The 14,856-nt window shown below is 60.9% G+C and carries 15 protein-coding genes; 8 read left to right on the forward strand and 7 right to left on the reverse strand.

Annotation, left to right across the window (positions count from 1 at the left end; all coding sequences use genetic code 11):
* Window positions 1-5: 5 nt before the first annotated feature.
* Window positions 6-1,190 (reverse strand): TIGR03862 family flavoprotein, encoded by a 1,185-nt coding sequence (locus ACR0K4_RS13870; RefSeq protein ID WP_480854444.1) that lies wholly within the window; start codon window positions 1,188-1,190, stop codon window positions 6-8.
* A 45-nt stretch (window positions 1,191-1,235) separates the two neighbouring features.
* Between ACR0K4_RS13870 and ACR0K4_RS13875 the strand changes: the two genes are divergently transcribed.
* Window positions 1,236-1,535, forward strand: a complete 300-nt coding sequence (locus tag ACR0K4_RS13875) for an HNH endonuclease (protein WP_480854445.1) — start codon at window positions 1,236-1,238, stop codon at window positions 1,533-1,535.
* Here the strand turns inward: ACR0K4_RS13875 and ACR0K4_RS13880 are convergent, their stop codons facing one another.
* Genes ACR0K4_RS13880 through ACR0K4_RS13890 form a run of 3 tightly spaced genes read right to left on the reverse strand, consistent with a single transcriptional unit; the run spans window position 1,536 to window position 3,624 of the window.
* Window positions 1,536-2,273 (reverse strand): VOC family protein, encoded by a 738-nt coding sequence (locus ACR0K4_RS13880; RefSeq protein WP_480854446.1) that lies wholly within the window; start codon window positions 2,271-2,273, stop codon window positions 1,536-1,538.
* Entirely contained in the window at window positions 2,270-2,878 is a 609-nt protein-coding gene (locus ACR0K4_RS13885) for an enoyl-CoA hydratase/isomerase family protein (RefSeq protein WP_480854447.1), read from the reverse strand. Before ACR0K4_RS13885 ends, ACR0K4_RS13880 begins: the two co-directional genes overlap by 4 nt.
* Window positions 2,875-3,624: an SDR family oxidoreductase gene (locus tag ACR0K4_RS13890; RefSeq protein ID WP_480854448.1), complete on the reverse strand. Its 750-nt coding sequence runs from the start codon at window positions 3,622-3,624 to the stop codon at window positions 2,875-2,877. Before ACR0K4_RS13890 ends, ACR0K4_RS13885 begins: the two co-directional genes overlap by 4 nt.
* A gap of 133 nt (window positions 3,625-3,757) precedes the next feature.
* On the opposite strand from ACR0K4_RS13890, the gene ACR0K4_RS13895 reads away from it, so the two are divergent.
* The 5 genes from ACR0K4_RS13895 to lpxK all read left to right on the forward strand — a co-directional run bounded on the left by ACR0K4_RS13895 (window position 3,758) and on the right by lpxK (window position 9,758).
* Complete coding sequence (locus ACR0K4_RS13895; RefSeq protein ID WP_480854449.1) at window positions 3,758-5,281, forward strand: DUF2125 domain-containing protein; 1,524 nt, start codon at window positions 3,758-3,760, stop codon at window positions 5,279-5,281.
* A gap of 126 nt (window positions 5,282-5,407) precedes the next feature.
* Complete coding sequence (locus ACR0K4_RS13900) at window positions 5,408-6,754, forward strand: TldD/PmbA family protein (RefSeq protein ID WP_480854450.1); 1,347 nt, start codon at window positions 5,408-5,410, stop codon at window positions 6,752-6,754.
* Complete coding sequence (locus tag ACR0K4_RS13905) at window positions 6,741-7,541, forward strand: inositol monophosphatase family protein (RefSeq protein ID WP_480854451.1); 801 nt, start codon at window positions 6,741-6,743, stop codon at window positions 7,539-7,541. Before ACR0K4_RS13900 ends, ACR0K4_RS13905 begins: the two co-directional genes overlap by 14 nt.
* A complete protein-coding gene (locus ACR0K4_RS13910) occupies window positions 7,538-8,773 on the forward strand; it encodes a 3-deoxy-D-manno-octulosonic acid transferase (protein WP_480854452.1) in 1,236 nt (411 codons plus the stop codon). The genes ACR0K4_RS13905 and ACR0K4_RS13910 overlap by 4 nt, the downstream gene beginning before the upstream one ends.
* On the forward strand, window positions 8,760-9,758 hold the full coding sequence (gene lpxK, locus ACR0K4_RS13915; protein ID WP_480854453.1) for a tetraacyldisaccharide 4'-kinase: 999 nt from the start codon (window positions 8,760-8,762) through the stop codon (window positions 9,756-9,758). Before ACR0K4_RS13910 ends, lpxK begins: the two co-directional genes overlap by 14 nt.
* A 41-nt stretch (window positions 9,759-9,799) precedes the next feature.
* Here the strand turns inward: lpxK and ACR0K4_RS13920 are convergent, their stop codons facing one another.
* Window positions 9,800-10,462 (reverse strand): DsbA family protein, encoded by a 663-nt coding sequence (locus tag ACR0K4_RS13920; protein WP_480519511.1) that lies wholly within the window; start codon window positions 10,460-10,462, stop codon window positions 9,800-9,802.
* A gap of 15 nt (window positions 10,463-10,477) precedes the next feature.
* Entirely contained in the window at window positions 10,478-10,984 is a 507-nt protein-coding gene (locus ACR0K4_RS13925; RefSeq protein WP_480519509.1) for a DUF721 domain-containing protein, read from the reverse strand.
* Window positions 10,985-11,089: 105 nt separating this feature from the next.
* Between ACR0K4_RS13925 and mutY the strand changes: the two genes are divergently transcribed.
* Both mutY and ACR0K4_RS13935 read left to right on the forward strand, forming a co-directional pair.
* On the forward strand, window positions 11,090-12,121 hold the full coding sequence (mutY, locus tag ACR0K4_RS13930; protein ID WP_480519507.1) for an A/G-specific adenine glycosylase: 1,032 nt from the start codon (window positions 11,090-11,092) through the stop codon (window positions 12,119-12,121).
* Between the two features lie 59 nt (window positions 12,122-12,180).
* On the forward strand, window positions 12,181-13,317 hold the full coding sequence (locus ACR0K4_RS13935; protein WP_480854455.1) for an alkane 1-monooxygenase: 1,137 nt from the start codon (window positions 12,181-12,183) through the stop codon (window positions 13,315-13,317).
* Between the two features lie 82 nt (window positions 13,318-13,399).
* Here the strand turns inward: ACR0K4_RS13935 and ACR0K4_RS13940 are convergent, their stop codons facing one another.
* Window positions 13,400-14,785 carry an adenylate/guanylate cyclase domain-containing protein gene (locus tag ACR0K4_RS13940; RefSeq protein ID WP_480854456.1) on the reverse strand — a complete coding sequence of 462 codons (1,386 nt, stop codon included), beginning with the start codon at window positions 14,783-14,785 and terminating at the stop codon, window positions 13,400-13,402.
* Window positions 14,786-14,856 lie beyond the last annotated feature (71 nt).

Raw genomic sequence — 14,856 nt, forward strand, 5'->3', positions numbered from 1 at the left:
CGGTGTCAGGTTTGCTGATCGAGCCAGTGTGCGGCCGAACGCCCGGCCCAACGCCCGGTGGCCAAACAGGCAGTCAGCAGATAACCACCGGTCGGAGCCTCCCAGTCCAGCATTTCCCCGGCGCAGAACACGCCGGGGGTGGATTTGAGCATCAACCGCTCATCCACGGCCGCACGCGCAACACCACCGGCGGTCGAGATCGCCTCATCCATCGGGCGCAGTTTCGCACCGAGAACTGGAAGCTGTTTCAGCGCCATAACCTTGTGCGACGTCGATTCTGGGAACTGCTGTGCCATCTCATGAAACAGCGCGATCTTCTGAGGCGGCAGTTTCAAGGACTTCTTCATCCACTGCGAGAGCGTGGTTTTCGGATTTTTGGACCTGAACCGCGATTTCAAAACCGCGACGTCCAGATCAGGCAGCAAATCGACGTAAAGTTCAGCGCCTGCACGCAGGGCCGGAGTCAGGGAATACAGCCCGCCGCCCTCCAGTCCGGTCGCAGAGATCGTCGCTTCACCTCGGCTTTCCACGTCGCCAGCCATCCAGCGCACCGATTTCAGCGCAGCACCGAAATGGGGGTGCATATGATCGTTCCATTCGACGGACACTGCGGAATTGGACGGGGCAAACGGTGTCAGGTCGATGCCTTTACCGGTCAGATGTGCCGCCCATTCGCCATCCGCGCCCAACCGTGCCCAACTGGCGCCACCCAACGCCAGAACAGTTGCGGCAGGACGAAGATCCTGCACGCCGTCCGGCGTTTCGAAACGTAGGGCCGCACCATGCCAACCTTGCCAGCGCCACCGTGTTCGAATCTGGACGCCGGACCGATCCAGACGCCCCAACCACGCACGCAACAAAGGCGAGGCTTTCATCACCTCGGGAAACACGCGCCCGGTCGAACCGACAAACAAATCCTGCCCCAGATCGCGCGCCCAGTGCTGAACGCCTTGTGCGTCCATCTCGGAAATGATCGGGCGCAACCAGTCCGCCGCATCGCCATAAGCGGTCATCAGCGTTTCAAACGCTTCATTTTTGGTCAGATTGAGGCCCGACTTACCCGCCATCAGGAACTTGCGCGCAACGGATGGCTTGGCTTCGGCCACCAGAACCTCGTGCCCGGCGCGGGACAGCTGTTCAGCCGCCATCAGCCCCGCCGGGCCTGCTCCGATCACCACCGCTTGCGCCACTTTATCCCCCTTGAATCGCCCATGTAACAGCGCGAGATTACTGCCATGTCGGCAAGCAATGATCCGATCTGTCCGCTTTGCGACCGCCCAATCCCGGATGGGGGCGGCAGCCTGCACCATCTGATCCCAAAACTCAAAGGAGGCAAGGGTGGCCCAACTGTTTTGCTACACCAGATCTGTCACAAAGAGGTCCACGCCACCCTGACCGAGGCGGAACTGGCGCGCAGTTTTCACACAGTCGAGGCCCTGCGTGCGCATCCCCGGCTGGAAAAATTCCTGGCCTGGGTGCGCAAACGCCCACCGGGGTTTCGCTCGAAAGTTCCCGGCAAGCGTCGCGGGCGCTGATCACGCAGGCAGAACCGGGTCGCCGGATGGGTCGGTTTGCGCGTATTCCAAGCCCTCGATCTCGATCCCCTGATAGTCGGGGACAGCGGCAAAGCTGGCATCAGCAATGTGCTGAAACTCCAGCGTCGTATAGGGGCGTTTCCACAGCCATTCCCGGTTGTCCACCGACCACAGATCCGGATTGGGCGGTGTATCATCAGTGAAAGCATAGAAATGCAGGTCAAACCCAAAATCCGCCACGTCCTGCATCGACAAAAGACGCATCCCAAGCGCACGGCAATGGGTGTCTTCAAGCGCGATATCGCCCGTGCGCAGCGTGATCTGGCCAATGCGGGCCTCGGCAAAGGGTGCATTCGGGTCGGCTGCGTTTTCGGGCCTGTTGTCTTCGAAGTCATGTTGCAGCAACTCGATGACAAACCCCTCGGGATCGCTGAGATGGCACATATAGCCGATGTCCCGGAACTGCCGCGGATCGCTGACCGCCATCCGCTGTTGCCGCAGACGTGTCACCGCCAGATCGACATCCGGCACCGTAACACCGATCTTCCAATACCGCTGCCCCTGGTCGTGATGGTAACCGCCGCCGCCGGGCATCAGCAGCAGGTCGGCGTCCCGTCCGGGGTAGCCGACATACCGGTTTTGGCCGTCCGCACGTATCTGCATACCAAGTGAGTCGCGATAAAACGCGGCCAATGTGTCAGGATCGGCCACGCGCAGGCGCACTGTCGCCAACCTCATGAACACAGCTCCGCGATGCCTTTGGCGATCTGCGGATCGGCCACCAGACTGTCGGCCACCAAATCGTGCGCCGTCTGCATCAGTTGACCGGGCTCGACCACGCGGTCCACCAGACCAAAGGCAAAGGCTTCGTCAGTCGTGATTTTCTGCCCTGCCATCAGAATCAGGCGCGTGCGCGCCCGGCCGATCAGCGCTGCCATTCGCTTGGGATCAGACGGTTGCGGCAGGAATCCCAGCTTCATCACCGGATAAAAGAATTTGGCCGTCGGCACCGCAATGCGCAGATCACATGCCAAGACCATGCCGTTGGCGCCACCCGCCAGCGTACCGTTCAATGCAGCAACGGTCAGGCAAGGCAGTGCCGCAATCGCACCGGACAGCTGCTCCCACAAGTCCGAGGTCGCCAGCCCCGCCCGGGCCTCATCAAGGTCAGCCCCGGCGCTGAATACCCGACCTGCGCCGGTCAGGATCAGAGCCCGCGCGTCGGTGGCATCCTCAGCAATGCGCACCAGCTCGGCCAACATGGCCTCGGTCAGCGCGTTGGCCTTGTCCGGGTTGTTGAGCGTAACGGTCCACAACCCGTCCTCTTGCGTCAGATCAATCACGTCAGGCCGACGCGCTTGCGGATATCGTCCAGCCGCAGCTTGATTTCGCCGCCCAGAAATTCATCCGAGTCCTGCGAACACATCCACAGCAAGGCGCGCGCGGGCCAGTCAGGCGGGATGTGGTCTTCCCAATCCAGCTGGCTGACCGGATTGATACCACTCGTCTTGATCACGCGCTGCATTTCCGTGGCGACGGTGCCGGGTGACAGGCCCATAGCCCGGATGCCGTTATGCGCCTCTTCAAGATGGAGACATTCGGTCAGCATCTTTGCGCCAGCCTTGGAGGCGCAATAGTGGCTCCAGGCTTCGATCGCGTTGGAAGCCGCACCGGAGGACACGGTCAACACGGTACCCCCGCCTGCCGCGCGCATGATCGGCAATGCCGCGCGCATGCCGTAGAACACGCCTTTTAGGTTGATGTCGATGGCCTTGCTCCAGGCCTCGGCATCGGCGTTGGACAGGTGAAAGATCGGATCGATCACGCCCGCATTGCCGATCAGAACATCCAGACCGCCGAACCGCGCCACGCAATCGGCGACAACCTGTTCGACTTGCGCAAAATCACTGACATCACAGGCGAGTGCAATGGCGTTATCCCCCAGCGCTGCGGCCAGCGCATCGATCTGATCCCGGCTGCGCGCCACCAGCGCAACATTGGCACCGGCTGCGGCAAAAACGCGCCCGGCCTCGGCCCCGATGCCACGGCTGGCCCCGGTGATCAGTACTGTTTTTCCTTGCATATTCATCGGCGATTTCTCCGGATTTGACGTTGCTTCAAGTGGTAACGTGCAAATGGGGAAATGGTCCACCCCTTGCCCCTTGACGATACCCGCCGCAACCACGACGATGCCGGCAAAATTGATCAAGAAGGGTTCTCTGATGTCCGTTTTTCTTCGCCGTACCTGCGGGGCGGTTCTGGCCTATACCTTTGCCGCGCAGGCCGCAGTCGCGGATGTGACCGCAAATGATGTCTGGGCCGACTGGCAAGCCTACCTGAGCGGGGTCGGCTATACCGTGACGGGCGATCAAAGCGTTTCGGGCGATGTCACGACCATCACCAACATGACCATGTCGATGGCCATTCCGGACACGGATGAACAGATCGACATGGTTGTGCCGGAAATGACGTTGACGGAAAACGGCGACGGGACCGTCACGATTGGCCTGCCCGACAGTTTCCCCATGACCATTTCGGGCGAAGCTGAAGGAGAGAGCTTTTCCGCCGAGCTGCTATACAACCAAGACGCCCTGAACATGGTTGTTTCGGGCTCACCGGACGAAATGAACTATGCCTATTCAGCGGCCAGCCTCGAAATTTCACTGGGAGAGCTGCAGTTTGGCGATGAAACCGTGTCATCGGATGTGCTGGGCGTCAGTGTCAATCTGAGCGATTTCGCTGGCACGTCGTTGATGAAAATCGGCGAGATCCGTGATATCGCCCAACAATTCACAGCGGCGGATCTGAGTTACGATCTGGCGTTTGACGATCCTGAAAGCGACGATACAGGCCGGATCAGTGGCAAGCTGAACCAGCTGGCATTCAACGGCGATACCCGTATCCCGAACGGAGCTGATTTCGCGGACGTCAAAAGTATCTATGATGCGGGGTTCGCAGCCTCGGGCACTTTCACATACGGGTCAGGCAACAGCGAGATTTCAGGGGCGTCCGAAGGTCAGCCTTTTACCATGGGCAGTTCGTCCCAGGGCGGTCGGTTTACCGGCAGCATCGACGCGCAGCGTATCGTTTATGATCTTGAGCAAAACAGCTCGAACCTGGCCGTCACGACCTCGGATCTGCCTTTCCCGATCGAGATCGCGATGGAAACGGCCGGGTTGAAGTTCGAATTCCCGGTTCAGGCATCCGAAGAGATTCAGCCTTTTGCCTTCGCCATGAACCTGACTGAGTTCACCATGTCCGACGTGCTGTGGAGCCTGTTCGACCCGGCGGGCGCACTGCCCCGCGATCCGGCGACCGTGTCGCTGGACACCGAGGGAACGGCAAAGATTCTGGTCGATTTCATGGACCCCGAATCCGTCGAACATCTTGAGATTTCGGACGAAATGCCGGGCGAGCTGCATTCACTGAAAATCAACGAGTTGCTGATCTCGATGGTTGGCACCCGCCTGTCGGGCGATGGTGATTTCACCTTCGATAATTCCAACCTTGATCCAATCAACCCGCTTCCGGTTCCGGTCGGCGTAGCCAATTTGCAGCTTGTGGGTGCGAATGCTCTGATCGACACGCTGATCTCGATGGGGTTCGTGTCAGATCAGGATGCGCTTGGCGCGCGGATGATGATGGGCCTGATGGCCGTTCCGGGCGAAGAGCCGGACACCCTGAACTCGACCATCGAGTTCACCGAGGATGGTCAGATTCTGGCCAATGGTCAGCGGATCAAGTAACCTGGTGCCGGGGTGAGGCCGGTCCTGCGGCCTTACCCCGCCTCAAATCGACGTCGCAATTGTTCCGCAGGCCTTGCGGGACGCCCGGTCCGGGGCTAGGTCCAATGCATTCAGACCGGAGGCCTCATGACCCAAACACCCCAGAATATCAGCCAGACCCTTCTGGATGCGGCGCGCAAGGCAGGCGCTGACGCAGCAGATGCCATCGTAATTGACGGGTCTTCGGTTTCGGTCGAGGTGCGCGGCGGAGCGCTGGAACATGCCGAGCGGGCCGAGGGGACAGATCTGGGTCTACGGGTCTTTCTGGGTAAACGGCAGGCCATCGTGTCCAGTTCCGACAGTCGGCCCGAAACCCTGACGGCCATGGCGGAACGCGCGGTCGCCATGGCGCGCGAAGCCCCGGAGGACCCGTTTACCGGGCTTGCGGACGCGGCTCAGTTGATCACCGATTGGGACATGGACGCGCTTGAGCTTTTCGATCCCGCACCGGAACCCAGCGCCGATGCCCTGCTGCAGGACGCCCTGTCCGCCGAAGCGGCTGCTCTGGAGGTTGACGGTGTGTCTCAGGTCTCGGACGCGTCGGCGGCTTATGGGACCCACCGCGTTCATCTGGCGGCGACCAACGGCTTTTCGGGCGGGTATGCGCGCAGCAACCGGTCAACGTCTTGCGTGGCCATTTCCGGCGAAGGCACCGGGATGGAGCGTGATTATGACGGGGACAGCCGCAGCTTTCAGTCCGATCTGCGCAGTCCGGCTGATATCGGTCGCACCGCCGGTGAACGCGCCGTGCAGCAGGTGGGCGCGTGCAAGCCCGAAACCGGCACCTTTCCCGTGCTGTTTGACGAACGGATTTCGTCATCGCTGATCGGTCATTTGCTGGCCGCCAGCAATGGCGCGGCCATCGCACGTGGCGCATCATGGCTGAAGGACAGCCTTGGCCAGCAGGTCCTGCCCGCGCAGATCTCGCTGATCGAGGACCCGCATCGCCCGCGTATTTCAGGCTCGCGCCCGTTTGACGCCGAAGGTCTGCCAACCCGGCAGCGCGCCATTGTCGAAAACGGCGTGCTGACCGGGTGGACTTTGGATTTGTCCAGCGCACGCAAGCTGGACATGGTGTCCACCGGCAATGCCGCGCGCGGGGTGTCCGGCCCCCCGTCGCCCAGCAACTGGAATCTGAGCCTGACCCAAAGCGACCGCAGCCGCGCGGACCTGATACGGGATATGGGCACCGGGCTGCTGGTCACCTCGATGATCGGATCGACCATCAACCCCAATACCGGAGATTATTCTCGCGGTGCATCAGGGTTCTGGGTGGAGAACGGGGAAATCTCGCATCCGGTGAACGAATGCACCATTGCGGGCAATCTGCGTGACATGTTGATGCGGATCATCCCCGCCAACGACGCGCGCACGTATCTGTCGCGCGTCGTGCCGTCGCTGCTGATCGAAGGGATGACACTTGCCGGCAACTGACCTGTCCCTGCTGATTGATGCCGCGCACGAGGCTGGCCAGATCGCGACGCGTTATTCCGGGCCCCTCGCGCAACGCTGGGACAAACCCGAAGGCGCAGGACCGGTGACCGAGGCAGATTTGGCCGTCAACGCCATGCTCGAACGTGACCTGCAGGCTGCGCGCCCCGATTATGGCTGGCTGAGCGAAGAGACTGAGGACTCCGACACGCGCCTGACCCGGGATCGGGTTTTCATCATTGACCCGATCGACGGAACCCGCAGCTTTGCCGAAGGGTCACGGACATGGGCGCATTCACTGGCCATCGCTGAGCAAGGACAGGTCACTGCGGCAGTGATCTATCTGCCTTTGCGCAACCTGTTATATGCAGCGGCTTTGGATCAGGGCGCGACCTTGAATGGTGCTCTGATCCGGGTCAGCCAAAATCCTGATCTGACCGGGGCCGAAGTGCTGGCGGCCCGACCCAATCTGGACCCCCACCATTGGGCGACCGGAGTCGCGCCAGACTTCAAGCGCGTTTATCGTCCCTCACTGGCCTATCGCATGGCGCTTGTGGCACAAGGCCGGTTCGACGGGATGCTGACGCTGCGCCCCAGCTGGGAATGGGACATTGCCGCCGGTGATCTGATTCTGCGCGAAGCCGGAGGCACCTGCACCACCCGGCAAGGCAAGCCTCTGGTGTTCAACAACCCGACGCCGCGTCTGAACGGTGTGGTCGCGGCCGAGACACGCCTGCACGCGCAACTGATGACGGCACTGGACACGGACGGGCCTGGTATTCCGGCATGAGCAAGCCAAGTTCACTCAGCCTGTCAATTTACCGGGTTCTGTCCTGGGGCGTTCCACAAGCCCCAAGGGCCACGCCACCACCCCGCCCCAAAGGCGAGCTTTTGTGGATACATGTCAACGCTCCCGAACGCATGCGGGCCGTAAACGATTTCTGCAACCGGGTCCTGTCGGCCCGACCGGGATTATCCTTGCTGCTGACTGCCCCTCCGGATGCTGATCTGTCAAACTGGCCCGAAGGACAAGAACCTCTGAAGACCCTGCCGACCGAGCAGACCGGTGCCGCACGCGCGTTTCTGGAGCATTGGCGCCCTGACCTGGGCATCTGGATTGGCGGAGGATTGATGCCAAACCTTATAACCCGCGCAGACGAAGACGGCATACCGATGATCCTGATCGAGGCCGAACCGGACGTCAACGTGGCGCGCGGCGGGCGATGGCTGCCGGACCTCGCCCGACAAACGATGGAGTGTTTCGGCACGATTCTGACGACTGCCGAAGACACCGCGCGCCAGATTCGCAAGCTGGGCGTAACCTCTGCGAAAGTCTCGGTCTCGCCACCGCTTTACATCAGCCCAAATCCGCAGTCCTGGCCCGAAGATGAATTGATCGAAACCAATCATGCGCTGGCCGGGCGTCCGGTATGGCTGGCGGCATGGGTGCAGGACAAAGAATTCATCTCGGTGCTGAGCGCACACCGACAGGCGATGCGCATGTTACCTCGGCTGGCGCTGGTCCTGCATGTGGCCGACGCCGCCGAAGCTGGCCCGCTGCAGCGCAGGCTCGAGGCGATGGACCTGCGCTGCGCGCAATGGGGCGACGGTCAGCCGATCGAGGACACGACGCAGGTGATTCTGTCCACTGACCCCGAAGAGCTTGGCTTGTGGCACCGCGTGGCACCGGTGACCTTCATGGCAAGCTCGCTGGAACGCGGCGCGGGCGGACGGGATCCCCTGACCGCAGTGGCCTTGGGTTCGGCGGTCATCCACGGGCCGCATGTGGGCAAACATCGCGGAATTTACGATAGTCTGAAGCAGGTAGAGGCTGCGCTGACCATCAGAACAGCCACGGAATTGGGGGATGGCGTGGTCGAATTGCTTGCACCGGATCGCACGGCCCATATGGCGCTGGCCGGTTGGCAGGTGGTGACCGAAGGTGCGCCACAGGCAGATCAATTGATCGACATGATACAGGACAGGCTGGATCACCGGGAGGCACAGGATGCGCGCGCCTGACTTCTGGAATACCGGACCGGATCAACTGGATATGCGGGCGCGCCTGCTGTCGCCGTTGGGGCGCATCTACGCAGCAGCAACAGCCCGCAGATTGGCATCGGAAACCGGCATCAAACTGGACATCCCGGTCATTTGCGTCGGCAACCTGAACGCGGGCGGCACAGGCAAAACGCCCACCGTGATCTGGTTATTGGACCATCTGCGAGGGCGCTTCCACATCCCGCATGTGGTGACCCGCGGGCACGGCGGTTCATTGGACGGCCCGGTCCGCGTTGATCCAAGGGTTCACTCCGCCGATCAGGTCGGGGATGAACCGCTTTTGCTGGCCGCCTTCGCAGACGTTTGGGTCGCCAAGGACCGTGCTGCCGGGGCAAAGGCGGCAGCGGCAGAAGGGGCAAGTGTAATCGTCCTGGATGACGGCTTTCAGAACCCCTCGGTCGCCAAGGATTTCTCGGTTGTTGTGGTGGATGCGGCCCGCGGGTTCGGCAACGGTCTGTGTTTGCCCGCTGGCCCGCTGCGCGAACCTGTTGCGGTCGGGCTCGCGCGCGCCGATCTTGTGTTGTCATTGGGCGAAGACGACGCGCAGACCGGATTTAAAACGCAATGGGGTGGCCAGTTGTCGGTGCCACATGCCACGGGCAAGGTCTGTCCGCTGCAAACCGGTATGGACTGGAGCGACGCCACGGTTCTGGCCTTTGCCGGAATTGGCCATCCTGAAAAATTCTTTCAAACCCTGCGTCAGCAAGGAGCCACCGTAGTGCGCGCCGAGGCTCTGGATGATCACCAGCCCCTGACGCTGGCATTGATGACCCGGTTGGAGAATGAGGCAAAGGCCCTGAATGCACAGATGGTGACAACGGAAAAAGACGCCGTTCGCCTACCTACTGCGTTCCGCAGCAAGGTTTTGGCGCTGCCCGTGCGCCTGCAGATCGAACAGGACCAGTTGGTAAGCGAGATGTTGGCGCGTGTCGCGCCTTCACCGTAAGCAAGTGGCCAGCCCTCGGCGCAGGCTGACCACAGGGCAGATCAGCTGCCCAATTCGTCTTCGATCAGCTTCTTGAAGCTGTCATAGGACTGGTTTTCAACTTTCTTGCCATTCACAAGGAAAGATGGCGTCGCCTGAACGCCGTCGCGTTCGGCGTTTTCCTGATACCAGGCCACCAGGGTCTGCGCCCGGGTGCCGTCCTGCAGGCAGGCTTCAAGCTGGTCCTTGTCGATACCCGCAAGGCGCCCGATCTTGCGCAGCTCGTCCACGATCTCGGCCGGACCACCGGCACGGGTCCATTCGGACTGACCCTCATAGATCAGATCAGAGATGCCAAAGAACTTTTCGGGGCCGCCACAGCGTGCCACCATCGAAGCCCACAGACCATAGCGGTCAAAATACACCTCGCGATAGATGAACTTGACCTTGCCTGTATCGATGAAGTCTTTCTTGAGCTGCTTATACGGCCCGGTGTGGAAATTCGCGCAATGCGGGCAGGTATACGACGCATATTCGATGATTTCGACCGGTGCGTCCTCGGCCCCCAGCGTCATTTCGACGATCGAGGATGTATCCAGATCGGCTTCTTGCGCCTCGGCGCTGCCGATCAGCGGATTGGTCGGGTTGGAATTTGACAGCGACAGCCAATAGCCGCCTGCGGCGATGGCAACAGCTGCACATATTCCGGTTGCAATACGGCTCATGTACTCAGCCCTTTCTCAGCATTTTTGCTTGGATAAAACGTTACGGCCCAGACGTTCAAGAGCCGCGCGCAAGTCACCGTCATGAACGTCGCGTGCGACTTTTCCGGCCTCGGCCACGATCTCGGGTGCAATCTCGGGTTTCGCTTGTTTCGGCTTGTGGTCGAAACTGGCCTGCCCCTCGGCAAATCCGGTCGGAGCGGTCTGCGTGATGCGGATGCGATTGATGGCGTTATACCCGTAAACGGCATTCACCTTGTCCCGCAGCTGTTCCTTTTGCATCTCCAACATCGGAGCCTGCGGTCCGGTTGTCAGGACGGTCAGCGTCGCGCCAAACCCGTTGCGTCCGTAACCCACATTTACGGGCCGTGCGACAGAAGCAATATCCTGCCCGACAATGTCGGCCCAATGGGTCAGCAAGCGCGAAATGGCAAAACCGCGGCTTTCACCCGCACGCCTGATCTGATCGTTCAGAACGGACGCGGTTCGTTTGAACCCACGGGTCGAGGAACGTCTGCGTTGCATCTGGTTTCCAACTCCTGCACCGCTATTGTAGTAGGCTGGGACCCCGGCGCCAGCGAAACCTGACAAGGAGTTGAATAAAACTTGCGAGACGACCATGACATTTCTGTGAGTGACGCGTTGTTGGGCTGGTACGACCGCCATGCGCGCGTGATGCCGTGGCGGGTTGGTCCGTCGGACCGCGCGGCAGGCGCACGCCCTGACCCTTATCGGGTCTGGTTATCTGAGATCATGTTGCAACAAACTACCGTTGCAGCGGTGCGGGACTATTTCCTACGCTTCACCACGCGCTGGCCCACAGTTCAGTCTCTGGCGGCGGCTCCGGACGCGGACGTCATGGGGGAATGGGCCGGTCTGGGCTATTACGCGCGTGCCCGAAACCTACTGAAATGCGCACGGGTGGTGGCGGAAAAGCATGGCGGGCACTTCCCCGATACCTATGACGCCCTGATTCAACTGCCCGGTATCGGGCCGTACACGGCCGCCGCGGTTGCCGCCATCGCCTTTGACCGCCCCGAGACCGTGCTGGACGGCAATGTCGAGCGGGTAATGGCCCGGTTTTATAACCTCCATGACCCTCTGCCCGGTGTGAAGCCGGTTCTGAAACTCAAAGCCGCCGGGCTGACGCCGATCAATCGCCCCGGCGACTATGCGCAGGCGGTGATGGATTTGGGAGCCACCATATGCACCCCCAAGTCTCCGGCCTGTGGGATTTGCCCCCTGCGGGACCCCTGTCAGGCGCGGCAAGCGGGTACGCAGGCCGATCTGCCCCGCAAATCGCCGAAAAAGCCCAAACCCACCCGGCACGGGCATGTCTACATCGCCAGACGCGCGGATGGTGCGATGCTGTTGCAACGACGCCCGGACAAAGGTCTGCTGGGCGGAATGCTGGGATGGCCGGGGTCCGACTGGTCCGAATCTCCGCCCGAAGCGCCGCCGTTTGAGGCGAACTGGCAGGTGTTGCCTGCTGAGATACGCCACACTTTCACGCATTTCCATCTGATCCTGCGGGTCTGGAGCGCCGAAGTGCCAGACGAGCTCGCGCCCGCAGGTCTTTCCATTATCGAAAAACACGCCTTCCGGCCCGGCGAATTGCCGACGGTCATGCGCAAAGCCTATGACCTGTGGCGCGGCCATTAGAGCGCTGTGCAAATCCAGCTCCCCGGTCTAATTTGCGCACAACCTGTCGGAGACCTCAGATGATTGCACCAGATATCCTGTCACGCTGGCAATCCGCGCTGCCCTTTTGGGTTTCGATGCTGCTGATCCCATTGATCTGGATCACCGCGTTTACCGGCGGTTGGTGGATCATATTGGTGCCCCTGTCGACCTGGTGGGCCTTTGCCATCCTTGACCGATTTACCGGTCTCAATCTGGAAAATGCGGACCCACAGACACCCGACACACAATTGCGCTGGTACATCGCCCTGACCAAGATTTGGGCCCCGGTTCAGTTCTTCACGCTATTTGGGCTGATCTGGTTTACGGCCCACAGCACGCATCTGAGTTCAGTCGAGAAAATCGGCCTGTTCTTCGGTATGGGCGTGATCTCGGGCACGATCGGGATCAATTACAGCCATGAGCTGATGCACCAGAAAGGCCGCGCAGAGCGGTGGCTGGGGGATATCCTGCTGGCAATGGTTCTGTATTCTCACTTTCGGTCGGAACACCTGCTGGTCCATCACCGCTATGTCGGCACACCGCGCGACCCGGTCACCGCCCGGTATAACGAAGGGTTTCACCGCTATTATCCCCGCGTCCTGCGCCAATGCCTGATCTCGGCTTTCCGGGCCGAGCGTGACAAGCTGGCCCGAAAAGACCGGCCCTGGACCGACCCGGCCAATCCGTTCTGGCGATACTGGGGCTTGCAGACTGCGATGCTGGCTCTGGCTTTCCTGTTGGGTGGCTGGGCCGGGCTCGGCCTGTTTCTGGTGCAGGCGGGCACCGCGATCTGGCAGCTGGAGCTTGTCAATTACGTGGAACATTATGGCCTGACACGCAAGTATCTGGGCGATGGAAAATATGAGCGGGTCCGGCCGCGCCACTCGTGGAATGCATCACAGAAGGCCAGCAATTGGTTGCTGATCAACCTGCAGCGCCATTCGGACCACCATTACAAGCCAAACCGCCGCTTTCCCCTGTTGCAGCACCATTCCGAGGATGCAGCTCCGCAACTGCCCCATGGGTACCCGATGATGACACTCGCGGCTATGATGCCGCCGCTCTGGCGGCGGGTGATGAACCCCAAAGTGCGGGCGTGGCGGCGACAGTATTACCCGGAAATTACCGATTGGCTGGCCTACAACAAGGCGCGAAATCCGATGCCCGGGGCATGACCGCAGCGCGCATTCGCGCGCTGCCGGGCCCAACTGGAAAAGTCGCATCTTTGATGCGATGCTGACAGGCGGGAGCACCGGATTATGTCAGCGCCCAGATGTCCATTGGTGCGGCGACCCCGCGCACTTGCTGCGCGGTTTTTTGTTCAAACCCGGACAACAGGCCCCGGTTCGCGGGGGCGTCCGGCACGGCCTGCGCACGGAGTGCATCGCTGATTATGACGCGCGCGCCAAAATCTCGGGTCAGTGCCTCCAGCTTGGCGGCGACATTCACCGCATCCCCGATCACGGCAAATTCCAGCCGGTTGGCCCCGATATCGCCCAGAACGACCTGGCCGAAATGCACGCCAATGCCCACTTCGATCTCGGGCTCACCTGATCGCCGGCGATCCAAATTCCACCGGTCCATCGCCCCGACCATCGCGCGGGCGCAGGACAGGGCGTTGCTTGCATCCTCGGGCGTGGGCACAGGCGTCCCAAAGGTCGCCATCAGCCCGTCGCCCAGATATTTGTCCAGCGTGCCGTGATGGCGAAACACCTCAGTCTCCATCCGCGCGTGAAACCCGCGCAGAACCTCGATCACCTCATAAGGATCGCGACCGGCGGCGAATCTGGTGAAACCCACGATGTCGATGAACAAAACCGCCACATCCTCTTTCCGCACCTGCTTCAGCGGCTCATCATTCTGGCTCAGCTCGTCGACCACGTTGGGCGAGAAATACCGAGACAGGTTCGCCCTCTCCCGCTCCAGGCCCGCATTCGTCATCAAGAGACGATTGAGACGGCGCATGGAGATGCCCAGCGTCACGGCGACCATCATGAAAACGATCACCTGCTGGATGCGAAGCGATGGATGATAGCTGTTGGGATCCATCAACTCAGCCACATCCGGATAGCCCGCCAACGCCCCGGCCACACGTTCGCTGAGGCCCGGAATAGGGGTCGCCACCCACCAGGCGACGAGCCATCCGGCCGTCCACATCATCGCCGTCCAGAGCCCGATTGCCACGACCGTGCGCCAGGAATATGCGAGGGTCCCGGCGGCAAGAATGATAAAGAAATACTGGAAATTGTCGAACTGATACTGCATCGCCAGCGGCCGTACATCGTCGCTGAACGGGTTCGGAACGATCATGCCCAAGGTCATGATCAGCAAATCGGCGAAGATCAACAGCAGCTCGGCCCGGGACTGCCCCACCCGTCCGGCCCGCTGGATCAGCCAGCCATTAGCGCAGATCAACAGCAGGATGAAGTGATACCACATCACCTCCCAATGAGGGTTCAGAAAAACCAGCAGAACACCGGTCAGACCCATCGCAACCCAGCGCGCACGAACGGCAAGTTCCAACCCTTCACGCTTGTGTCGCTCCAGCGCAGCTTCAGTATACTTGTTGTCCTGATCTTGGACGTCGGCGCGTGATAGCAAAAACCGGCTGAAAGGCGAGCGGCTGACTGTGGTGTCGGACATTGTTGAGGTTCCCTCGCTGCGCTGCGGCTTTCGGGAACTCATACAGAATCAGGAATGTGATTGAAACAAAA

Source organism: Ruegeria sp. K11 (assembly GCF_056531905.1).